The sequence below is a fragment of the Erysipelothrix sp. HDW6A genome (assembly GCF_011400295.1).
Taxonomy (GTDB): domain Bacteria; phylum Bacillota_I; class Bacilli_A; order Erysipelotrichales; family Erysipelotrichaceae; genus Erysipelothrix.
Window position 1 is genome coordinate 277141 of the sequence record NZ_CP049859.1, and the last position, 23739, is coordinate 300879.

Here is a 23739-nt window from a genome sequence, read left to right on the forward strand (position 1 = left end):
TACTCAAAAGGCGGTGATACGATGAAACACGAATACTATATGTTAAAAGCAATAGAACAAGCGAAAATTGCATATGAAAACGGTGATGTTCCTGTTGGTGCTGTTGTTGTCTATGAAGAGAAAATTATCGGAATAGGCTACAATCAGAGAGAGATTAGTAATAGTGTTGATTCACACGCTGAAATTGTTGCCATGAATGATGCAGCAAAACACTTGAACACATGGAATCTAGAAGGGTGTACTCTTTATGTAACCTTGGAACCATGTCCAATGTGTGCAGGTGCAATTATGCAATCACATCTAGATACGGTTGTATTTGGAGCATATGAGCCGAAAAGTGGTAGTTATGGATCTGTTTTTGACCTAAATGATATTAAAGGGTTTAATCATTATCCCAACGTAGTAAAAGGGGTATTAGAAATGGAAAACAAAGAATTAATTCAGATTTTTTTTAAAGAACGAAGAGAAGAAGAAATAGCTGTTAAAAGAGTAAATAGTGATTTGTGGGAACAGTATCTTGCAGTCCGTACAAAAGTTTTCGTAGAAGAACAAAATGTTTCAATTGAAGAAGAAATAGACGAGTATGATTCTTTGGAAAGAGATGATGTTCGTCATGTTGTTGCCATGTATAAAGGTAAAGCGGTAGGAGCATCTCGGTACATTATGGATGGAGATAGCGTCAAAGTAGGTAGAGTAGCAGTACTCAAAGAGTTTCGAGGGAAAAGTGTTGGTTCAAAAATGATGAGGTACATTGAACGTCAAGCAGAAAACACTGGGTATAAGTATCTTAAGCTAGGAGCCCAACTTCAGGCTATCCCATTTTATGAAAAATCAGGATACAAATCTTATGGTCCTGTATTCGATGATGCAGGTATTGATCATAAGATGATGAAAAAAGAGATTAAAAAAAGATAAACTTCATGAAGTTTATCTTTTCTTTAGTTTGGTATGGTTTCAACAAGAGTTGCTTTTACAATAGTACGATACTCATCCTCAGTGCTTTGTCGTGTACATGTAATGAGAGTCAAAGTGGCTTCATTAGGTGTATGATCAAGTACTGATACATCAGTATGGAATACTGTAAAGATTTTTTCAATCTTATAGACATAAGTATTAACCTTATCATCTAATTTAACAATATCTCCAGTTTCCAACTTATCAAAGTCTCTAAATACACAAGAAGCACAGTTACCGTTATGTCCTGCAATTGCAAAGTTTCCATTCTCTGGTGGGTTAGGTGAACTTTCATAAGCCACAACGTAACGGTTTAAATAACTCCAGTCGTTTGTTTTGGCAATTAAGTGGTTTACTCCTAACTTGTCGATTGTTATTGCGCCCCATACATTCTTATTAGCATCTTCTTCTGGCATTTCAGAAGTGTCAGTCAATTGAGGAGCCTTCATAAAATCTTGTAACTCTTGTGCTTGATCACGACGATCTGTATATTTTGTAAATAAATCAATGCCTCCAATAGTCAATCCAGTGAGGATTAAAAGGATGCCAATGATATTCAACCAATCCGGTTTTCTAATTGTTTTTTTCTTTTCCATATATTGATTATACGAAAATAAGAATTTAATTACAACAGATTAAGCCTATGGTATAATGATATGTAGGTGATAAAATGTCGTATCAATCGTTATATCGTAAATATAGACCCGTCAAAATTGACGATGTCGTAGCACAAGAACATATTATGAATGTATTAGTAAATTCAATTAAGAAAGATAAGATTTCTCATGCTTATCTTTTCTGTGGTCCAAGAGGAACAGGGAAGACATCTATCGCAAAACTCTTTGCAAGAGCGATAAATTGTACAAGCTCTGATACAATAGCATGTGGACACTGTGAAAATTGTTTAGCAGCTAATGACAACACACATCCAGATCTAGTGGAAATAGATGCAGCAAGTAATAACGGCGTTGATGAAATTAGAGGACTTATCGAAAGAGTAAAATATACACCAATTCTTGGAAAGTATAAAGTATATATTATTGATGAAGTTCATATGTTGTCTCAAGGTGCTTTTAATGCACTCTTGAAGACTTTGGAAGAACCGCCAAGTCACGTTGTATTTATTCTTGCAACAACAGAAATCCATAAGGTAATCCCTACAATCATTTCACGTTGTCAACGTTTTGACTTTACTAGAATACCAAATAAAGCAATTTCTAAGCGATTAGATGATATTTTAGATAACGAAGAAGTAAAAGCTGAGCCAGGTGTTACAGATTTAATTGCATCATTATCGGGTGGTGGACTTCGTAATGCTCTTACAATTCTTGAACAAGCAATTGTATTAGCGGACGATGCTATAACAATTAATCAAATCAATAGTACGAATGGAATTATTTCTCAAACCGTAAAAATAGAACTATTCGAGAATATTATTACTCAAAATATGGAAGCCTTACTGGAAATGATAAAAATTATGGAATCACAAAGCGTCCAATATGAACGTTTACTCATGGATTTCATTACAGACATAAAAGATAGCGTTATTCTAAGTCATACTTCGAATAAAAATTTGGTAAATATCAATAATTTAAAGTTTATTGAGTATTTAGATGAATCAATAAAACTTGAAGATCGTATGCACATGATCGAAGTGTTGTTGAAGTATGTAGAGAAGATGCGCTTTACTCAACAACCAGAAACATATTTCGAAATATCTGTACTGGAATTATTCTCGTTAGTAGATAAACCAGCACTTGCAAGTAATACACAAGAAGTTGTAAAAGTATCTCAAAAAGTAGAGAAACCAGTAATTGAAGAAAAATTAGATGAGATCGACTTGACTGAGTCCTATGAAGAACCTCAGTCAAATCAGATGTTTGAACAATTTGTTGAAGTTCAAGAAAATGAAAAAGAAGAGACAGTTACTGAAGTAAAAACAACAAACAATCAAGCGGAAACTCAAGAATCTTTGGATTTGGATCTACAAGAGAGTCAAAGAACTGAGTTAGATGAAGAAACGTTATTACGTCTCATGGTTACAGGAAATAAAGACATACGTATCGATGATGAGCGTAGTTTTGAACGTATTAATCAATATAGAAATAATCCTTCATGGGCACGGCCAGCACGACTTTTAGCAGGTGGAAAAGTTGTAATTAGTAACGATTACTTTGTAGTAGTTGCAATGGGAACAAGTATTGAAGCAAAAGAACTTGGAGAAACACGAAACCAAGTCGAATTGTTGAAGTTCTCACAAGAAATATTTGGTATAGATAAAGCAATTTTAGCTATCACAATGGATGAATTCTCGAAAACAGTTGAATCTTTTAGAGAAAGACTTCAAAGTCAGACTCTTCCAAATCAAATATCAAAACAAGAAATTAATGATTTACTACCTGGAGATCAAGAAGAAGTAGAAGATGCTTCGCTTCGAGCAATAAAGAGTCTCTTTGGAGATGAAGTAGAAATTTTAGATTAGGATGATAGTATGTACCCAAAAACGTTGAATAATTTAATTGAGTCACTAAAGATACTTCCAGGAGTTGGTCAAAAGACAGCAGAACGTTATGCTCTGAGCATTTTAGACAACGATATGGAAGATGTTGCTCAATTTGCCAAATCACTTATAGATGTTAAAGACTCAATAAGAACTTGTACTATCTGTCATAATCTTACAGATCAAGAAGTTTGTAATGTGTGCTCCGACAAAAGCAGGGATCACAATACTATATGTGTTGTCTCTAGTGCAAAAGAAGCATTTAGTATTGAAAGAATGAATGAGTATAACGGAGTGTACCATGTATTAAACGGATTAATATCCACACAAAAAGGAATCCTTCCTGAGGATTTAACTTTAGAATCGCTATTAAATCGTATAAATGATCAAACACGTGAAGTTATTCTCGCTTTAAATGCAACAGTTGAAGGTGAAATGACGACACTTTATATTGCAAAGAAACTCGATGGAAAAGTTAAAACAACGAGATTGGCATTTGGCTTACCAATAGGAGGCCATTTAGACTATGCGGATGATATGACTCTGCAAAAAGCATTCGAAGGACGTAATGATATAGAGTCCTAAAGGAGAAGCGATGAGTTCAATTGCATATATTTCAGACGAAAAAATGATAGAGTATATTAGAAGCTCAGGAAGTCGTAATTTAAACTTCTGGCGTTTAAGTATGCGTAATTTCGATCAGTTCTCTGAGGGGTCACTACTTTTCTTTGTGGATGGAAGATATATGCATAGTAAGACACGGGAAAAGGGCATTATAGGCTATGGACAAGCTGCTGCATTTACTAAAATGAGCGTCGATAAAATGTGGGAGAAGTATGAAACTCAAAACGGTTATCATAATAGAGACAGCTTTATTGAAGCTTTACAAAGTACAAATAAGGCTGAAACACTCCCTAAAACATTGCAATCTATTGAACTCAACAATATTATATTTTTCAAAGGTCCAATTTACCTAAGTGAAGTTGGTGACAAAATGCCAAAACAACTTGAATCATATATGTACTTAGATAAGGATGAACAACTTACTCAAGCTATTTTAGACAAGGCATTAAAAATCGGTATCGATTCATGGTATTCCTCACTGAATCCAGAATTGTCACTACGAGAAATTGTAGAAGATAAGGAAGAACAAGAAATTCGAGAAACATTGTATCGTATTACTCATCCTTGGTCTACGCAACAATTCAAATTAATTCAAGTGCTAAAAGAGTTCCGTCATGTTAATGGAATAGCATACGATAAGAAAGATAATCAATATACTATCTATCTTCCATGTACTTCTGCAAGAACACAACAATACGCAATAGTAGGAATTATCGAAACGATAAAAAAAGAAAACAAAGATAAGAATCTTGTTTTCTCAATTGTTTTACGTGAATCAGCAAAGTCTAGCGATTTATTCTCTGATTATCAAGTAGTGCACGTATAAATTTAGGATTAGCCTTTCTAAATGGAATATTATATTTATCAAGCGTATCAACGTAATGTTGGTATGCTTTTTCATGAGGACCAAAGAGTTCATACTCAATCTCGTAGTCTACAGAGTTATCAAAGTGCGTTTCATCAAGACACCATGTCCCATACTGATCATCAAAAGTACTTCTAAATGTTGTGCTTGTAGCTACTTTGTTCATTTCTGTGACATCAACAGAATGACTCTCAAGCAAATTAATGACCTTGTTGCTTGATTCGAGCTTGTTTTCGTCGAGCACCACTTCAAATTCCATAACACCATCTTCTTGAGGTATTTTAAGAGTAAACTCATAATACGAATCAATAACCCGAATCCTACACATAATATGTTTCTTAAATAATGCTAGATCCTCTGTATCAAAGTACTCATTAACTTGTTTTACAGGAGCAGAAAAAAACAACGCATTTCTAAATGCATCAAATGTATCGCGTTCTATAAGTGTTTTATATTCAATTTCTAGATTTCGTTTCATATATCTATGTTACAATATGAGAGAAAGAAAAGGAAGTGTAACATGAAACGTTTTATAACAATTAATCGTGGAGATGAAGAATCAAAACGTTTATGTAAGTATATTAGGGAGTCAATGGTAAAGAAAAATTTTACTATTGATGAAAAGAATCCAGAGCTAATAATTTATGTTGGCGGCGATGGTACTTTATTGAAAGCCTTTCACGAATATCTAGATATATTAGATAATGTTTCATTTGTAGGAATTCACACAGGAACATTGGGGTTTTCGACAGATTATACAGCTCAAGAAGTAGAAGAATTTCTAGAAAATATAGATAATGAACCTGTAATCGAGGAAAAGCAAGTGCTTGAAGTTGAATGTTACAACACCCATACTAGCAAACATTACTATGCATTAAACGAGGTTCGCGTTGAGAACATTGTAAAAACACAAGCTATGGATTTGTACCTTGATAGTACATATTTTGAAACCTTTAGAGGTAATGGTGTCTGCATTTCTGCACAATATGGTTCAACAGCCTATAATCGATCCATCGGTGGCGCAGTAATATATCCAGGATTGGAGTTACTCCAGGTAACAGAAATATCTGGAATCCACCACCGTCATTCGAGAAGTTTAGGTGCTCCACTAATTATGAACCCTAATATTCAAGTAACATTAAAGAGCGATTCCTTTGATCATGCACTACTTTGCTATGATCATCTTCATATCCATTTGGATGATATCCATGAAATAAGAGTGAGAAACAGTGACAAGAGAATGAAATTCGCACATTTCAAAGAAATATCACATATCGATAGATTAAACGCATTGTTTTAAAAAAGAAGGAATTAATCCTTCTTTTTTAGTGTCTGTGTCGATTGGTAGTTTCACTGTGCATATAGAATACAACAGCAAGGGCAAGCATATACGAGACAATAGATGAACCACCATAAGAAACAAAGGGAAGTGTGATCCCCGTAATCGGTAAGAGTGCCATAATCATTCCAATGTTTTCAACTTGTTGGAAAACAATCATTCCAAGCACTCCCATCATCATATAACGCTCACGATTTAAATCACTTCTTAAAGTAATTTGAGTGACTCTAATATCAAAGGCAATCGATAATAAAATTACAGATGCCCCACCAATAAAGCCATAGTAATTAGAAATAACAGCAAAGATAAAGTCTGTTTGTGCTTCAGGGAAAGGCGCAATTAGTTCACCTATTGGATGTCCTGTAAATCCAGCAGTACCATAGGAGATAAGAGCTCTAAACAGTTGATATCCATGAGTATTAGCGTACTTTTCATAATCAAGCCAACCATAGAAACGATCTAATCGATAACCCGTGGAACCTCCACCAAGCATCTTTCCTAGAATCTCAGGATAGTTGTTATAAAGGAATACAATTCCAAGTAATGAACCAATGGCTATTGTACCAACAATAATAAACCACTCTTTACGCACTCCTGAGAGCATGAACATTACTGCAAGACTAATAATGATGACAATAGGAATCCCAGTATCAGGTTGTAGTAATATCAATATAAGTGGTGGCAAAGCGAATACAGCAATTTTAGCAATTAATTGAAAATCTGATTTAAAGCTTTGATCTGTTTTTTCGGCATTATGTTTTGTAATCGTATTTGCTGCCATAATGACCAAACAAATTTTCATGAACTCGCTTGGTTGAAAGGAAGCGAAAGGAAATCGATACCAACCATAAATACCATTAGTTAAAGGTATAAATCCCGGCTTTGCGATACCAAACTTTGGAATCAACAAACCTAATAAAGCAATCATTAGAATGATATAGACATAGTTAACGAGTGAGAATATACGGTCAATACCAAACTTTATTAGAAAGATGATAACTCCTATCCCCACACCAAACCAGAATATTTGTTGTTTGATTAGTCCATTAGCAGCATCCTGGCCACCATTTAGAAGTGGTGCCGAAGCATAGATTCCAGCAATACTGAAGCTTGCTAGACCCAAAAGAACTAAAAGTAATACTTTATCGATAGTGAACTGTCGTTTCGACTCATTGATGAATTTGTTCATAGAGCCTCCTTTTGTGAATGAAAATAATAGTGTATAATAGATAAGGACAATTAGTAAGAGGTGTATTTTTTATGAATCGATTACAGTCGTATTACGAACAACTACAATTACCCATTAAATCTCTTTTTTTCGCGTCAACAATTATTACTATTGGCGCAATTATTGCAAATCCTTATTTGAATAATATTTTAAAATTAGATAATCAATTTTTAGTAACGCTCTCGCAACTCCTAATGACTTGCGGTGGTATTATTTTAACATATTTCCCATTGTATGTTTTCATGAAATTATTAACACATGAGAAGAATGAACCCAACATCATTGTAACAGGAATTATTTCCTATTTAGTGTTTATTACAACTATGTTAGTTTTAACAAATTCTGCAGCTACAGAGTCAGCTGTTGTTCAGTCGTTTTCACTTGAATTTGGTAAAACATCATTTACAGTATATCATACTGGAATCTTTGGATATCTATCTATCTTCCTGTTGGTTCGATATATTTATCGTAAGACTTCAGCACGTAAGAATAGAAGTAATTTATACTATATTGATTTCGAGACAACGAAGTTTATTACCGCAATAGTAGGGAGTGCCCTAATTGGTGCAATCTTTACATACATGTGGCCATTTATTCTTGAAAGTATCGACTCAATGATGAAGTTTATTGCAGAGGACGCAAACAATCCAATGAGTATGTTTGCCTATGGAGCACTTGAAAGAATATTAGCTTTAGCGAATCTTGATGCAATTATTTATCGTGAGTTCTGGTTATCAGCTACTGGTGGAACATGGATGAACTTATCGGGAGAGACATTCTTCGGAGACGTTAATATTTGGGCGGCTCAATTAAAAGAGGGGGTTATGAACTCAGGATTTGGGCGTTATACTAGTGCATATTATGTCATCAATATGTTCTCAATTCCAGGATACTTAGCAGCAATCACATCAATCATGTCAAATAAACGAGCACGTAACCGAAATATCATCGTACTCATTATTGGTATCCTTGTATCAATGCTTGGTGGTGTATTGTTCCCAATAGAAATCCTAATGTTAGCAACAAGCCCAACACTTTATCTATTCCATTTATTTATGACAAGTTTTACTTACGCTGTCTTAACTGGTTTTTCAGTCGGACTTGGATTCAGTTTCTTTGGAAATATCGCTGCAGCGACTCCAGGGAATATTATCGACCTAATTGGTATTTCGCAAAATGCTATGTACTTCAATAAAATAATAATTGTAATCTTATTTGGTGTGATCATGTTTGTTGGCTACTTTGCTTTCACACGATTCTATTTCTCAAGAATTGCAATGGATGTCTTAAATGTTGTAAACAAACAATCACGAATTGATGATATTATCGAAGGATTCGGTGGCATTGAAAATATTGAATCCATCTCAAGTACAATGACACATATTCACGTAGAGCTAAAAGATAGAGATTTACTCAATGTTTCAACACTTCATAGACAAGGAGTTGTGAGGATTATTGAATCTCGTCAAGGATTTATTCTATCTATCGGAACATCGGCATTTATGATTCAGCGAAATATTAATCAAAGTATTTCTAAATTAGAAATAAGCCCAGTTATCGAGGAAGGGGCAAATAATGTCTAAATCAAAACTAACACCAATGTTACAACAATATATGGAGATAAAAGAAAACACCAATGATGCGTTGGTGTTTTATCGCCTTGGTGATTTCTATGAATTGTTTTTTGAAGATGCAATAACAGCTTCAAAAGTCTTAGATTTAGTTTTAACTTCACGATCTGCAGGAGGGGATGAGAAAGCCCCAATGTGTGGCGTTCCATATCATGCTGCAAAGTCATACATTCAAAAGCTTGTTAGTGCTGGGTATAAAGTAGCTATTGTTGAACAGGTAGAAGATCCTAAAACTGCAAAGGGAATTGTGAAACGCGAAGTAGTCGAAATTGTTACACCAGGTACATATTTTGAAATGGATGATAATGAATCACGAGAAATTGCTTCAATCGAAAGTGATTTAGTGTATGCAACAATTGTAAGCTGTGATGTAGTAAGCGGATCGATTCAAGCAATTCGTGTTATGAACGAGTTCGTAGAAATAGTAAAAGTACTTCAACAGTTTCAAGTCCATGAGATCGTTGTAAGTTCTCACTTTGACCCACAGACAATTCAAGAAATTAAAAACAAGACCAGTATCTATGTATCGTATCAAGAAGAAATTGATGATACTGTGAAACATAATGATCCATCGATTAAAATGGCACTTGCACGCTTAATTCAGTACTTAAGTTATACTCATAAGAGACATTTGAATCATTTGGATGATGTTGTGGTACTCAATGATCAAGCATACTTACGAATGGATTATGCAACCATGACTAACTTAGAGCTTATTGACCATCAAAATAGCCAAGAGCTATCCTTGTACCACTATATTAATAAGACAAAGACTAACATGGGTTCTCGTGCCTTAAAACAAGCCTTAATGAAACCTCTTGTCAGTAAAGAAGCATTAATCCTACGTCATCAACAAATTGATACACTGATTGTTGATTATGCATTGTATGATGGAATTATAGCTGAATTAAAAGAGAGCTATGACATTCACCGAGTTGTTGCAAGACTTTCAACAGATAAGCATAATGCACAAGACTTTGTAAGATTAAAAAAGACATTAATGGTATTTGAAACACTTCAAAATATGCTTGCATCTTTTGAGGAGTTTTCATTTGTTCGTAATGCCGATCCACTACTTGAACTAACTCATAAACTCGATACCTTAATACGTGAGGATGCTCCTGTTACCTTTAAAGAGGGTAGAACCTTTAATGATGGAGTAAACAAAGAGCTTGATGAGTTGTTTGAACTATCTCGTAATGGTAAGAACTGGTTGATTAACTATGAGAAAGAACAAAGAGATTTAACGGGAATAAAGAATCTTAAAGTATCGTATAACCGAGCATTTGGGTATTTTATTGAGATTTCTAAAGGACAAATAGCAAATGTCAAAGATGAGTTTGGCTACATTAGAAAACAAACATTAACGAATGCAGAGCGCTACATTAGTGAAGAGCTTCAAGAATATGAAGTTAAATCAAGTCAGGCATCTGATCGAATTCTTGAATTGGAGACAAAACTTTTCAATGAATTGAGTGACTACGTGAAGTCATATTCCAAGCGTATTCATAGCATTGGTGATATTATCGCTAATGTGGATGTACTTGTTGCTTTTGCAGCTCTTTCAAGCAAACCTGGATTTACAAAACCAGAGTTTGTCGAAGGAAAAGTGTTAGAAATAAAAACAGGAAAACATCCAGTACTTGAGGACACATTAACAGAACACCAATACATTGCGAGTGATGTTGATATGAATCAAGACATCAAAACACTCATACTTACTGGTCCTAACATGGGTGGTAAGAGTACATTTATGAGAATGGTCGCAGTAAACGTTATTCTTGCACAAATGGGATGCTATGTTTCCTGTGAATCAATGAAGCTAAGCCTGGTAGATCAAATCTTTACTCGAATGGGTGCAAGTGATGATATTCTGATGGGTCAGTCTACTTTTATGGTGGAAATGACTGAAGCACAACGTGCCATTACTAAAGCTACTGAGCAATCACTTATTCTTTTTGATGAAATTGGTCGAGGGACATCAACCTATGATGGTATGGCTTTAGCTCAAGCAATTATTGAATATATAAATAATGTCATTAAATCAAGAACGATTTTCTCTACGCACTATCATGAGCTTGTTGCTTTAGAAACGATGCTCGAAGGTGTTCATAACATCTCAGTAGAAGTTCATGAAGAAAATGATCATGTAACATTCTTATATCGTGTTATTGATGGAGGAGCTGACCGTTCTTATGGTATTAACGTTGCCCGCCTAGCACACCTTCCTAAAACAATCATCGATAGAGCAAAAGATAATCTTAAATTATTGGAACTTTCAAAAGAAAATATACAACTCGATTCAAAAATAATTCATGTGGAAGTAGAACCAAGAGCATATTCAGAAATCCGTGAACGCCTCTTAAAACATGATGTGAATAATCTGACACCAATTGAGTCCTTGAGTCTAGTATCTGAGCTTCAAGCAATATTAAAAGGTGAAGAAAATGAATAAAATTCGACAACTCGATACACATTTAACCAATATGATTGCTGCCGGAGAAGTTGTTGAACGTCCAGCAGGAATCGTTAAAGAACTTGTTGAGAATGCCATCGATGCTTCGTCTACTCATATTGAAATTAGAGTAAAAGAAGGTGGCATGGAGTCCATTGAAGTAAGTGATAACGGAGAAGGCATGAGCGGAGAAGATCTGTTTCAAGCTTTTGAACGTCACTCTACAAGTAAAATTCGAACAACACAAGACTTGAATGCTATCTTAAGTTTTGGTTTTCGTGGCGAGGCATTACCTTCAATTGCTTCAGTAAGCATTGTTGAAGCAATAACCAATGATGATACAAATGGTCATCGTTTACTCATTGATAACGGGAAAAAACATGCACTTGAAAAAGCTGCAAGAAACCGAGGAACAACAATACGTGTTCATAACTTATTCTTGAAAACGCCAGCTCGTTTAAAACATATAAAGAATGTAAGTTATGAAAATAGTATTATTCAAGATACAATTCAGAAATTCGCAATGGGTCATCCAGACATTGCTTTTTCATTATATAGTGATGAGAAGTTAACTTTTAGAAGTTATGGTAGAAATGATATAGCTGATGTATTCCATAGAATTTATGGAAGTATTTCGCAGGATACGATTCAGTATGAAGCGGAAAACTATGATTTTAAGATAGAAGGAATCATGGCTAAACCACAGCATAACCGTTCTAATCGATATTCAATTTGGTTGTATATCAATGATCGAATGATTCGTTATCCAAAGGCTCAAAAGGCAATTGCTGATAGCTTTAGAAGACATATGCCAACTGATCGTTATCCAATCGTAGTTATGAAAATAACGGTTGATCCACATTTGGTTGATGTGAACGTTCATCCTAGTAAATGGGAAATACGATTATCAAAAGAACAACAACTTCTTGAATTAATCCAATCCCATTTAGAGGAGAAATTAACTGAAGGAGTTCATGCTCAGAAAATTAACTTTAAGCCAAAAGAAAGTGCAGTTCAACAGGACTTCCTTGAATCCTTTGATATTATCCAGGAACAAGAAGCTCAGAAACCCATTGCGAAGACATTTCCTTCAGGAGATGTTGAACCAATTATTGTTCATGAAGAGTCTCGGCCTTATGAAACAATTGAGATTGAACCAGAGATAATTGAACAATCAGTTTCAGAAGACATCAATTTCAGTAACGAAGAAGAGATAAAATCAGAAGATATTAGCATTGATGAAAAGACTGAAAGCATAGAGCCACTAACTGTTTTAGCACAAATGAGTGGAAAATATATCTTGGCACAAGGAGATTCTGGATTATACATTGTTGATCAACACGCAGCAATGGAAAGAATTCGTTATGAGTATTACCAAGACCAATTATTAAATAAAACTTACAATCAGCAAGATCTTCTAATTCCTCTATTAATCGAAGGTTACTCTTCACTAATTAATAGAATTGAAGAGATTAATCACATTCTATCAGCCTTCCAAATGAATTTGGAGCCATTTGGTGAAGATACAATGGTCTTGAGAAGTATTCCTACATGGATAAAAGACAATGAAGTAAAAGGGTTTATTGAGTCCATACTCGATATGATTCAAGATGAACGCACTGTTCGCGAAGAAGATTTACGTCGTCGTGCTATAGCTACGCTTGCTTGTCACTCTTCAGTACGATTCAATGAATACTTATCAATGAGTGAAATGGAGGCACTAGTTGCATCATTACGTGCATGCCGTCAACCGCTACACTGTCCTCATGGGCGACCAACATTAATTGTTGTGGAACATTCACAGTTAATAAGAGAGTTTAATCGATGAAAAAAACAATCGTTGTTGCAGGGGTAACAGCTTCAGGAAAAACAAAATTAGCGATTGAACTCGCTAAAAAATATAACGGAGAAATTATTAGTGCAGACTCCGTAGCAGTTTATAAAGAGCTAAATATTGGATCAGCCAAACCGAATCAAGAAGAGCAAAATGAAGTAACTCATCACTTAATTAATCAAGTTTCAATCGAAGAAGGTTATAATGTCGCACAATTTCAAAAAGATGCAAGAAAAGCAATTGATGAGATTACAGCGAAGGGTAAGATTCCGATAGTAGTTGGTGGAACAGGGCTCTATATTAATGCACTAATTAATGATTATCGCTTCGAAGAGGAAGAAGAACATGATGACTTAAATGAATCTACAGAAATCCTTTATCATCGTTTAATGGAAGAAAAGCCAGAACTCAAAGAGAAGGTTCATCCTTCAAACCGTAAGCGCATCATACGAAGTCTTCAACGAACTGTAGAGTCCAATGAAGGGGAAACACCAGTCTATGATGCTTGCGTCTTGTTTCTTCAAGGAGATCGCGAGACGTTGTACGATCGAATTAATAAACGTGTAGAAGTAATGATTGAAAACGGATTGATCGAAGAAGTAGCTAAGCTAATCGAAAAAAATCCTGATGTTCTAAAGCTTCAAGCAATGCAGTCTATTGGATATCGAGAGTTCACTGGTTTCTTTGAAAATGAGAAGACACAAGATGAGTTAATTTCAGAGATTCAAAGAAATACTCGTAGATTTGCGAAACGTCAAATGACATGGTTTCGACATAAGACAAAGAGTCACTGGATAGATATTGAACATCTAGATACGGTTTACGACATCATCGATTCATGGATAAACACAAAATAAAAGGTCTTTCGACCTTTTTTTCTATGTTAAATTTGGTAATTTCATATACTGCATAGCAATAGAACCAACGCCAACGTGAACACTAACTGTCGGTACAAGCTTTTCATTGACAAATACAGCATCAGGAAAGGCTTCTTTCATCTTAAGTAAGGTTGATTCAGCAAGTTCAGGAGCAACGACATTCGCAATTACAATTAGATATCCTTGACCAACACCTTCATTCTTCATCGTTTCAATGACAGTATCAATTGCTTTAGACATTGTTCGTACTTTCTCAAAAGGATCAATGACACCTTTTGTAGATTCATTCAGATGAAGTATTGGTTTGATTTTAAGGAATCCACCTAATTTTGCCGCTAGGGGCGATAAACGGCCACCTCTTGCTAGGTGATCAAGGTTATCTGGAATAATAAAAGTGTCACTATGATGAATTGATTCTTGGAAGCGTTCTTTGATAGTCTCAATGGAATGTCCTGCATCCAAGAGGGTACGTGCAGCGATTCCTAGTTCCAATTCTATCCAAGCGGTGGTATAGCAATCAATGACCTCTATATCAATTCCTACAAATTTAGCAGCAGCATAAAAGGCATCAATCGTACCAGATATACCTGCAGTAATAGGAATAGCAAGTATCTTATCGTATCCTTGCTTCTTAATATCTTGGAATAATTCTTCGATTTGACCAAGCACAGGAAGCGATGTTTGCAACATTTCATTCTTAGAAAGTAAATCATTTACTTCATCGATAGAAATTGTTACAGTCTCAAGAAAAGACTCATCTCCATGAATAATTTGTAATGGAATCGCAAACAATCCATCCATATTTACAGATTCATTATAATAATTACTACCACTATCAATTACTACTGCAGTTTTCATACTATGCACCTCTCATGAATTTATTATATACCAAATAATAATGTTTCTCTAGATTTTAAGCATCCATTGCACTACCATGGTACCTAGACCAGCATGAGTTGCAATGACAGCAGGCAGTTGTAGTGTCTTAGTTTCAAACGTACCAAGATTTTCTTTTAAATAAAGGTCAAAACGTTCAATAATTTCCAAAGCACTGCTTTCTAGATAGTAAATAATATGAGTATCAGGGTGAACATTGTTTTCAATAAGGTTCTTAACAATCATATCGAAAATTTTAACCTCAGTACGAGCTGTTCCAAACTTATCAATTGTTTGTCCCATGTTCGCAAAGTGTAGTAGTGGCTTAATCTTAAGAAGAGAGGCTAAAGTTCCAGCACTCTTAGAAATTCTTCCACTAACTTTTAATTGATCAAGTGTTTGTGGATAGACAAATATCTCACTATTATCGAGTAAAGGATTAAGGTTTTCGCGAATTAGGTCATACGCCATACCTTCTTCATTCATTGAATTAATGAGTCGAATCATTTCATGGACAATTCCAGAAATAGATCCTGAGTTAATGAGTGTGAAGTTATCCAATCCAACTTCAACAGCTGCTTGATTAAATGCTGAATGGGTACCAGATAGAGTTTCCGCTATCGTAATCCCAAAGATATGGTCATAGTGTTCTTCCTTCGCTTTTTCAAACTCAGAAATAATGAGTCCAAGGTTAGGTTGCGATGTCTTGATGATTTCTTTCTTTGCAAGTAGTTGGTTAACATCATCTACTGTCATCTCAAATTGATCTGCATATTCTTTATTGTTGTGTATTAATGTTAAAGGTAAAATTGTTACATTAATTAGATCTGCTTCTTCTTGTGTTAATGCTACTGATGAATCACAGAATATTTTAATTTTTCTCATGGTAAATCCTCCATAACTAGCATTATAGATAATAATACTTTGATTGTCAAACTATTATTGGATTTAGTGAGTAAGTTGCCATACTTTAAAGAAGTGAAGATTTAGCATATAATAGTGATATGAAAAATCTAGATTATAAAATAATAGAAGACAGAGTAATCGCTGAGCAAATAATAAATAAGTCCAAATTCATCTCATACTTAGTTCCTATTCAAAGCGAAGAAGAAGGAAAAGAAGTTCTTAGAGCAATAAAGAAAGAACATTCGAAGGCCACCCACCATTGTAGTGCCTTGCGTGTAGGTGAAATTGAAAGATCTAATGACGATGGAGAACCTGCGTCTAGTGCAGGATTACCGATGTTGCAAGTTTTAAGAGGCAACAAATTACAAAATGTCATTGCAGTGGTTGTGCGATACTTTGGAGGCATAGAGCTAGGTGTTGGTGGGCTCATACGTGCTTATGGATCAAGTGTCACTTTAGCGATCCATGATGCGGTATGTCTATCGCCTCAAAGAGTCTATAAATACCGTATTACGTTTCCTTATGATACAATTAATGAAATTGAAACGGTCCTAACTGGACAAGCGGAGATTGTTGATAGGAACTACGATGACCTAGTACACTATGATGTATTGGTGAATGACCCCACAAAACTTGATCCCATTCAGGATGTTTCAAGAGGACAGGGTACTTATGAGTTGTTAGAAGAAACAATAGAATTCTTTAGAGGATAAATATGGAAGTAAGATATGAATTAGAAAAAAAAGGAATAAAGGTTACCAAACAAAGGGTAGCTATTTTGAAGGTGCTCTTAGAATCAACTGTGCCTTTGACAATTAACCAGATTCAAGATCTTGTGGATTTGCCAATGGACCTTTCAACGCTGTACCGAACACTTGATACCTTTTATGAGAAGTCACTAATCTTAAAGACCGTGCCATTAGAACCATCGCAAACAGTTTATGAGTTTAATCACCTTGTGCATAAGCACCATCTCATTTGTACAAACTGTGGAAAGATACTTGTGATTCAAGGATGTCCGCTTCATGAGTATGAGGATGAAGTTGAGAGTAGCACAGGATTCATTATTGACCGACATCAATTAGAATTATATGGTCTTTGTGCATCATGTCAGAAACAATTAAATGTTACGAAGAAAGAGAAACATACTCACGTCTAGAGTATGTTTTTTTGAGCATATTAGTAGGTAAATTAATAAACATAATGTAGTATAAACAACGAGGTGAAAATATGCTTGAAAATTCAACTAAATTACATCATGTTACTTTAAGAGTTAAAAACTTAGAAATGATGACAAAATTTTATACAGAAACAATAGGTTTAACAATCAGAGAACAAGAAGAAAAACGTGTTATGCTAGGAACTAATATGGATATCGTAGAACTCATTACAGATGACGAGTTCATACTTGCTGAAAGAGACTTCCAAGGACTTTACCATCTTGCAATTAGAGTGCCTAAAGAACGAGATCTCGGTCAGTTACTATTCCATTTCAGAGATGTGAATTATTCTATTGATGGTGCAGGTGATCATGGCTACAGTCAGGCTCTATATATGCATGATCCCGAGGGAAATGGCATTGAAATATATAATGATCGTCCTATTTCAGATTGGACAATTCATGAAGACGGTACAATTGATGCTTATACTGATCCAGTAAATATTGAGAACCTAATTCAAGGGATAAATCCTAATGATTGGAATGGTCTTCCTAGTGAAACAGACTTAGGACATGTTCATTTACAAATTAGTGATATTACAGCTGCTCGTAAGTTCTACTTAGATGGCTTAGGTTTTGACTTGAAAACAGATATGGGTCATGCAATCTTTATTTCTAAAAGAGGATATCACCATGATTTAGGAATAAATCAGTGGCTAGGAATTATGCCGGTCTTACCAAAAAATCGAACAGGATTAGATAAGGTAAGCTTTACAGTAGGAAGTGCAGATGTATTAAGGTTCTCAAATGAAATAGAATCAATGATGAAAAAAGTTAATGATAACACTTATCAAATTACTGATCCATCATCTATCGTTTTAGAATTCATAGTTAAATAAAAATTAAAAGAGAGTAGCTTGTTTTGAATAAAATATGCTGCTTTTTTTATCGAGAACCGCTATATAAAACGAAATCTTTGTTAACTTACCAGCATCAAATGATCATGGTGGAGTTCATACTAACTCAGGAATTATGAATAAAGCAGCATATAATGTAATTTCTGCAATTGGAAAAGAAAAAGCAGAACAAATCTTCTTCCAAGTAATGCGTTATTATTTAAACAACAACTCACAATTCTCTGATATGAGAGATGCAATGGTACAAGCAACTAGTTCACTTTATCCTAATGAGAAGAATACACTAATTGCTGTAAACAATGCTTATGCAGCTGTAGGAATTGGAGAAATGATCCCATCAGCTTCACAAGATAATACACGAGTAAATTCAAATTACTATCTTGTTCCAGACTCACAAGTGAGAGAATTAGATTTCTACGATTACGTAGGATTTAGAGAAATTCCAACATATGAGAACGGATCAATTTACAACTAAATTGAGTACTGTTTTCTAAGAGAGATATGCAGATGACTACCGGTTAATTCAAATTAATCGGTAGTTTTTTTATAGGGTGAATTATGTTAATCAGAAACATTTACAGTTCATGGGAACGTGATATAATATGAGAATGAAAAAAAATACTTCAACAAGATACAAAGTGGGATATAAAGCAGGTGCAATGGGTATTATTACGAATCTGCTTCTTTCGGCTGGAAAAATAGGGGCAGGATATCTGTCTCATTCTCAAGCACTCATTGGGGATGGGATAAATAGCTTATCGGATGCACTTTCCTCATTTATAACTGTTTTAGGATTCTATATGTCATCTAAACCTGCTGATAAAGAACATCCATACGGTCATCAACGATCTGAATATATAGCAGGATTTGTTATGACATTAATTATGGCATACTTAGGAATAGAAATAGTTCGATCATCATTTAATCGTATAGTGTCTCCAATTAGTCTATCAATTTCTATACTCACGATACTTGTGATGATTGTTTCAATTATTATTAAAGTGATAATGGTCATCTATTATCGTAAGAAGGGCAATGAAATTGAATCAGAGGTATTAATCGCTGCATCACAAGATAGTAAAAATGATGTCTACATGACAAGTGCTCTTCTTTTAGCAATTATCATTCAGTTTGCAACTAATCTAAACATTGATGGTTATATTGGTGTGTTTATTGGTATCTATATTATTTACTCTTCAGCACAGATGATTCGTGACTTTATTGATGAGTTAATGGGGACACGCCCAAAAGAAGAATTACTTGAGAAAATTCAGGAAATTCTTGATGAAGAACCAGAAATTATTGGTTATCATGATTGTATGGTTCATTTCTATGGAAAAGAATACGCATTTGGAACAGTACACATTGAGTTAAACCAAAAAATGTCACTAGTAGAAGCTCATACAATTATTGATAATATCGAAAGAAAGCTCTATGAGATGACATCAATTGAGATGGTGGCACACCTTGACCCATTAGATATTGATGGTAAAGAATTGAAAGAAATATACCACTTCATTAAAAAATTTCTCAAAATCAATTATCCAGAAACAAGTTTTCATGATCTAAGAGTTATTGATAATCGTTTATGCTTTGACCTCGTACTGAATGGATCAAAAGACTATGATAAGATTGAAGCATATATAAATGAATACCTAGTAAGTAATAATATACAATTAACTCTAGAGATTACAAAAGATAACCAGCAACTAATCTAACAATAATTATTCTTACTATGAACAAAGACTATAGGAACCGAAATAGAATAGTATCTAGATACTAAAAAAGTTAGGTTATTACCCGGGAAATATATACAATTGAATAAAGAGTAAAAAAATGTAGTAATTATTAAGCTTGAAAACAAAAAAATGAGAACTGTTAGTGCGGTATTTCAAATTATTAAGTATAATGGAATTAATCAAGGAGACTACTATGAAATATTTAGAGATGATGAATTTTGCATTACTTATCGTAATAGTACTATTATTTGCTTTAATTACGTATAGTATCACTGTTAATGATGAAGTTCCCAAAACAATTAGAATTCCACTTATTCGAAGTGATATTAGAACAAGATTCTTGATGTTCTCAAACTTCTTAGTTTTAGTGGGTTTACTCTTGGTGGTTTATAACACAACACCATTGTTTACCTGGGTATCTTTAACTCTAATAGGAGTGATTGTAATTTACGCAATGGCTCTTATTGCTGGAAGAGTATCTAAAGATAAAAAGACTGATAAAAACAAGAATACTAGTATCGAGAATAAAGAATAGGATGATTGAATGACTAGAGAACGTCAACACTTAATTGCATTGAATAGAGAAACAAGTCAGGCTAAGGGAGTTGCAATCCTATTAGTAGGAGCAGTTGGAACGCTCGTGTTGTTTTTTGCATTACAGAATGTCTTTTCATTATCTCCACTTGTAAGTATTCTTTTATCCTTACTAACGATGATTACCTATGGAGTGTACTCACTTAGAAAATTTGCAAAGATGCAAAAGAATAATGAGCAAATTCTAAATACCATATCCGAAGCGTCAGTTAAGCAAACGTTCGAGCTTTATAAAAAGCGTAGTGTCGGATCCTTTTCATTAATATTTAATGGTCCAGAAGTGATTTCAACAAGTACTGGAGAATCAATATCATTAATGGACATAGTAACAGTTAGTGTTAAGAAACAATTTACCAAAAGTTTTAGAACATTAAAGATAGAATATAAAAATGGACAAAATAAAAACTTCAAGGTTGATCGCAACCCTGAAGTCTTAGAATTTGTAGAGGGACAAATGAAACTCTACAATAAAAAACTTAAAGCAACTCTTTCATAATTTGAAGATAGTCTTCAATAGTACGCTCAGTGTTTGGATCATCCACAATCCCAGTAAGGGAGTTGGTGGTGTTAAAAATGCTGAGTGTTTTTCTTTCTTCCGCAAAGTCTAGGGGATCAAAAGAATCAATAAACTTAAGTTCATCGTTCTCTTTAACAATCCAAGTATTTGGAATGAGGTTAAAATCTACAATCCAAACATCGTAATTATTATCTTTTAATTCTTGAACAGTTTCATCATCAAGAAGTAAAGCATCTGAGTAAGTAAGGTAATAATTCTTCCTCGAACCTAAATCTCTACTATCAAACTTTTTAACATTAATACTTATCTTATCAATAAATGCATCAAAGCCCTTTAGAACAAATAAATAGTGGCTTAAGTGTTGACATGTAAATTGATGATTATTAATCACGCGATTAATACGTTCTTCGAAGTTATAACTCAATGGAATCACCTACTTCCATTACAATACCTGTCGCATTATCAACTTGGTTTGTAAATTGATAAGGATTCACTTCAATTAAAGGGAAGGTGTTGTAATGAATAGGTACAACAATTTCAGCAGTAATAATACGACTAGCTTTTACAGCATCCTCGATACCCATTGTAAAGTTATCTCCAATTGGAAGAAGGGCACATGTAACAGGTCCAACTAAGCTCATGTCAGAGAATAGAGCTGTATCTCCAGCATGATATACTGAAGAGCTTGAGTCATTGATGACAAAGCCGCAGGGTTCTCCCATATAACGATCATTGTAGCTTGATGTATGAAGAGCAGGAACGCACTTAACGCTTCCAAATGGGAACTGGTACTTACCTCCAAGGTTCATACCATGTGTCTCAATACCAAAGTGAGCAACATAATCAGCTAGCTCAACGACTGCAATAACCGTCGCATTACAACGATGGGCAATTGCTAATGTATCGCCGAAATGATCATTATGTGCATGTGTTAATAGAATATAATCACACTCTACTGTATTCGCATCTAAATCAGTTAGTGGATTATCGGTAATAAAAGGGTCAATAAGGATTCGTGTGTCATTAATTGTAGTAAGGCTGACACAAGAGTGTCCGTGATAGCTAAGTTCCATACAAATACCTCCTAATAAATCTAGTATATCATAAGTAAAGGAAGTTGAGTTTTATAACAATTCTACATATAATGTTCTAAGAGAGGTGTATTATGGAACTTGATATTTTATTATGGTTACAATCTTTGCGCACGCCACTACTAGATGCATTTTTTACTTTTTACACACGATTGGGTGACCATGGAGAGTTGTGGATATTAATCAGCGCTCTCTTTCTCATTAACAAGAAAACACGAACAATAGGAGTTCTTGCACTGCTCGCTCTTGTAATAGAGTTTGTTACTGTAGACTTTATGTTAAAACCATTAGTCATGAGAGATCGTCCTTTCATAACACATCCACTTGATATACTTATCGAAATACCTAGGGGATCTTCGTTCCCTTCAGGTCATACAGCTAGTTCATTTGCAGTTGCAGGTGTATTGCTTTTTAATAAGATTAAAGGGAAATGGATTGCAATCACTCTAGCAGCGATCATGGGACTTTCAAGGATGTATCTATTTGTCCACTACCCAACAGATGTCCTTGTTGGATGTATATGGGGTCTAATCGTTGCTTATGGAGTAACTGTAGTCTATCGAAACAAATATCATAACGTAGAAAAAAGAGGATTTTAGTAGAATCCTCTTTTACTTGTTATCAATAAATGTTCTGAATAAATCAAGACGAATATCAACATAGTCAGGGTTTAACTTAGGATAGTTTCGGTTTGTGAGTAAGATTAAACCATGCATGTTCTCAATATCCAATAGAATAGACGGTCCAGTATAACCGGTATGATAAAGATAATCTTTTTCCTTGTATTGAAAGATATTCCAACCTAAAGAGCGGTTATCGACATTCGTGCTTATTAGAATTTGAATAGTTTCCGGAGTTAAGATTGTTCGTTGAAAATATCCTTCAGCAAACTTAATGAGGTCATCGACTGTAGAGAAAATTCCAGCATTACCCGCGATGCCACCTAATCTTCTTGCAGTTGTATCGTTCACGACTCCGCGAATAATATTTCCCTCATCATCAATTCCACTTGGAACACACAGTTCTTTGTTTGTTGGAAGATAGCGTGTTGAATCCATATTTAGAGGACTTGTAATGTGATTGTAAATTGACGAATCTAAACTACCATCGAAAGACTCAATCACAAGACCGAGTAGGATAAAGTTAATACAAGAGTATAACATTCTTGAATCTACTGGGGCTGTTAAATCATCACAATTCAATACAGACTGAATCATTTCATCTTTAGACATCGTATAGCGTCCTCCAAGACTTGGATCAAATCCACTTCGATGTAAAAGAAGATGTTCAATAGTTATTTCTTTGTTCTTAAAATCAGGTAGTAGTTCAACCACGGGGGTTGATAGCTCAAATACCTCGTCTTCTATCATTTGCAACACACGAGTCGCTACAAAAAGCTTCGACATTGATGCAATGTCGTAAATTGATTCTCTAGTAAGTGGTTCTCCTGGTATCGCATTTCCGTAAATATCAATTTTGATATTACGATTATCAATTGTACATGTTGTCATACCTTGAAGTTTTCCTTCGTCTACTAAGGTATGTATTTTATTGATTAGTTCACTCATAATTCCCTCCTAATTACGATATAGATATATTGTATCAAAACAAAGAGAGAATTACTTGTACTTA

At 34.6% G+C, this 23739-nt stretch carries 25 protein-coding genes; 17 read left to right on the top strand and 8 right to left on the bottom strand.

Translation table 11 applies throughout. The features are described from left to right. The first annotated feature begins 21 nt into the window (after positions 1 to 21). The gene (locus tag G7059_RS01450; protein WP_166080313.1) at positions 22 to 915 is read left to right on the top strand and encodes a GNAT family N-acetyltransferase; all 894 of its coding nucleotides are present in this window, start codon (positions 22 to 24) and stop codon (positions 913 to 915) included. A gap of 23 nt (positions 916 to 938) precedes the next feature. On the opposite strand, the gene G7059_RS01455 is transcribed toward G7059_RS01450, so the two are convergent. Next, positions 939 to 1550: a sortase gene (locus G7059_RS01455; RefSeq protein WP_166080314.1), complete on the bottom strand. Its 612-nt coding sequence runs from the start codon at positions 1548 to 1550 to the stop codon at positions 939 to 941. Positions 1551 to 1624: 74 nt separating this feature from the next. On the opposite strand from G7059_RS01455, the gene dnaX reads away from it, so the two are divergent. Genes dnaX through G7059_RS01470 form a run of 3 tightly spaced genes read left to right on the top strand, consistent with a single transcriptional unit; the run spans position 1625 to position 4904 of the window. Further along, a complete protein-coding gene (dnaX, locus tag G7059_RS01460; RefSeq protein ID WP_166080315.1) occupies positions 1625 to 3436 on the top strand; it encodes a DNA polymerase III subunit gamma/tau in 1812 nt (603 codons plus the stop codon). 9 nt (positions 3437 to 3445) lie between these two features. Continuing rightward, on the top strand, positions 3446 to 4039 hold the full coding sequence (gene recR / locus G7059_RS01465; RefSeq protein ID WP_166080316.1) for a recombination mediator RecR: 594 nt from the start codon (positions 3446 to 3448) through the stop codon (positions 4037 to 4039). Positions 4040 to 4049: 10 nt separating this feature from the next. Beyond that, on the top strand, positions 4050 to 4904 hold the full coding sequence (locus tag G7059_RS01470) for a hypothetical protein (protein ID WP_166080317.1): 855 nt from the start codon (positions 4050 to 4052) through the stop codon (positions 4902 to 4904). Here G7059_RS01470 and G7059_RS01475 read toward each other — a convergent pair. Next, positions 4864 to 5421 (bottom strand): CYTH domain-containing protein, encoded by a 558-nt coding sequence (locus G7059_RS01475; RefSeq protein WP_166080319.1) that lies wholly within the window; start codon positions 5419 to 5421, stop codon positions 4864 to 4866. The genes G7059_RS01470 and G7059_RS01475 overlap by 41 nt on opposite strands. Before the next feature lie 42 nt (positions 5422 to 5463). On the opposite strand from G7059_RS01475, the gene G7059_RS01480 reads away from it, so the two are divergent. Then, positions 5464 to 6243, top strand: a complete 780-nt coding sequence (locus G7059_RS01480; RefSeq protein ID WP_166080320.1) for an NAD kinase — start codon at positions 5464 to 5466, stop codon at positions 6241 to 6243. 25 nt (positions 6244 to 6268) lie between these two features. Here G7059_RS01480 and G7059_RS01485 read toward each other — a convergent pair whose 3' ends face one another. After that, entirely contained in the window at positions 6269 to 7471 is a 1203-nt protein-coding gene (locus tag G7059_RS01485; protein WP_166080321.1) for an FtsW/RodA/SpoVE family cell cycle protein, read from the bottom strand. Positions 7472 to 7542: 71 nt separating this feature from the next. On the opposite strand from G7059_RS01485, the gene G7059_RS01490 reads away from it, so the two are divergent. From G7059_RS01490 to miaA, 4 genes are read left to right on the top strand one after another with little or no spacing between them, the layout of a single operon-like run. Beyond that, the gene (locus G7059_RS01490; RefSeq protein ID WP_166080322.1) at positions 7543 to 9093 is read left to right on the top strand and encodes a PTS transporter subunit EIIB; all 1551 of its coding nucleotides are present in this window, start codon (positions 7543 to 7545) and stop codon (positions 9091 to 9093) included. Then, positions 9086 to 11596, top strand: coding sequence for a DNA mismatch repair protein MutS (mutS, locus tag G7059_RS01495; RefSeq protein ID WP_166080323.1), 2511 nt, complete (start codon positions 9086 to 9088; stop codon positions 11594 to 11596). The genes G7059_RS01490 and mutS overlap by 8 nt, the downstream gene beginning before the upstream one ends. After that, positions 11589 to 13424: a DNA mismatch repair endonuclease MutL gene (mutL, locus tag G7059_RS01500; protein WP_166080324.1), complete on the top strand. Its 1836-nt coding sequence runs from the start codon at positions 11589 to 11591 to the stop codon at positions 13422 to 13424. Before mutS ends, mutL begins: the two co-directional genes overlap by 8 nt. Beyond that, positions 13421 to 14287, top strand: coding sequence for a tRNA (adenosine(37)-N6)-dimethylallyltransferase MiaA (miaA, locus tag G7059_RS01505; protein WP_166080326.1), 867 nt, complete (start codon positions 13421 to 13423; stop codon positions 14285 to 14287). The genes mutL and miaA overlap by 4 nt, the downstream gene beginning before the upstream one ends. 21 nt (positions 14288 to 14308) lie before the next feature. On the opposite strand, the gene G7059_RS01510 is transcribed toward miaA, so the two are convergent. Further along, a complete protein-coding gene (locus G7059_RS01510) occupies positions 14309 to 15166 on the bottom strand; it encodes a DegV family protein (protein ID WP_166080327.1) in 858 nt (285 codons plus the stop codon). 48 nt (positions 15167 to 15214) lie between these two features. Further along, the gene (locus G7059_RS01515) at positions 15215 to 16069 is read right to left on the bottom strand and encodes a DegV family protein (RefSeq protein ID WP_166080328.1); all 855 of its coding nucleotides are present in this window, start codon (positions 16067 to 16069) and stop codon (positions 15215 to 15217) included. A gap of 119 nt (positions 16070 to 16188) precedes the next feature. Here G7059_RS01515 and G7059_RS01520 point away from each other — a divergent pair, with 119 nt between their 5' ends. The 7 genes from G7059_RS01520 to G7059_RS01550 all read left to right on the top strand — a co-directional run bounded on the left by G7059_RS01520 (position 16189) and on the right by G7059_RS01550 (position 20995). Beyond that, a complete protein-coding gene (locus G7059_RS01520; protein WP_166080329.1) occupies positions 16189 to 16803 on the top strand; it encodes a YigZ family protein in 615 nt (204 codons plus the stop codon). A 2-nt stretch (positions 16804 to 16805) separates the two neighbouring features. Next, positions 16806 to 17249 (top strand): Fur family transcriptional regulator, encoded by a 444-nt coding sequence (locus G7059_RS01525; protein ID WP_166080330.1) that lies wholly within the window; start codon positions 16806 to 16808, stop codon positions 17247 to 17249. Between the two features lie 71 nt (positions 17250 to 17320). Beyond that, the gene (locus G7059_RS01530) at positions 17321 to 18148 is read left to right on the top strand and encodes a VOC family protein (RefSeq protein ID WP_166080331.1); all 828 of its coding nucleotides are present in this window, start codon (positions 17321 to 17323) and stop codon (positions 18146 to 18148) included. A 73-nt stretch (positions 18149 to 18221) separates the two neighbouring features. Continuing rightward, a complete protein-coding gene (locus G7059_RS01535; protein WP_305038673.1) occupies positions 18222 to 18641 on the top strand; it encodes a M4 family metallopeptidase in 420 nt (139 codons plus the stop codon). Between the two features lie 133 nt (positions 18642 to 18774). Continuing rightward, complete coding sequence (locus tag G7059_RS01540) at positions 18775 to 19884, top strand: cation diffusion facilitator family transporter (protein WP_166080333.1); 1110 nt, start codon at positions 18775 to 18777, stop codon at positions 19882 to 19884. Positions 19885 to 20098: 214 nt separating this feature from the next. After that, positions 20099 to 20440, top strand: coding sequence for a hypothetical protein (locus G7059_RS01545; RefSeq protein ID WP_166080334.1), 342 nt, complete (start codon positions 20099 to 20101; stop codon positions 20438 to 20440). Positions 20441 to 20449: 9 nt separating this feature from the next. Beyond that, the gene (locus tag G7059_RS01550) at positions 20450 to 20995 is read left to right on the top strand and encodes a hypothetical protein (protein ID WP_166080335.1); all 546 of its coding nucleotides are present in this window, start codon (positions 20450 to 20452) and stop codon (positions 20993 to 20995) included. Here G7059_RS01550 and G7059_RS01555 read toward each other — a convergent pair. Both G7059_RS01555 and G7059_RS01560 read right to left on the bottom strand, forming a co-directional pair. Beyond that, positions 20976 to 21440, bottom strand: a complete 465-nt coding sequence (locus tag G7059_RS01555) for a hypothetical protein (protein ID WP_166080336.1) — start codon at positions 21438 to 21440, stop codon at positions 20976 to 20978. The two genes, G7059_RS01550 and G7059_RS01555, sit on opposite strands and share 20 nt — an antisense overlap. Further along, on the bottom strand, positions 21430 to 22089 hold the full coding sequence (locus G7059_RS01560) for a metal-dependent hydrolase (RefSeq protein WP_166080337.1): 660 nt from the start codon (positions 22087 to 22089) through the stop codon (positions 21430 to 21432). The genes G7059_RS01555 and G7059_RS01560 overlap by 11 nt, the downstream gene beginning before the upstream one ends. 92 nt (positions 22090 to 22181) lie before the next feature. Between G7059_RS01560 and G7059_RS01565 the strand changes: the two genes are divergently transcribed. Continuing rightward, positions 22182 to 22706, top strand: a complete 525-nt coding sequence (locus G7059_RS01565) for a phosphatase PAP2 family protein (protein ID WP_166080338.1) — start codon at positions 22182 to 22184, stop codon at positions 22704 to 22706. 12 nt (positions 22707 to 22718) lie between these two features. Here the strand turns inward: G7059_RS01565 and G7059_RS01570 are convergent, their stop codons facing one another. Further along, positions 22719 to 23675, bottom strand: a complete 957-nt coding sequence (locus G7059_RS01570; RefSeq protein WP_166080340.1) for a serine hydrolase — start codon at positions 23673 to 23675, stop codon at positions 22719 to 22721. Positions 23676 to 23739 lie beyond the last annotated feature (64 nt).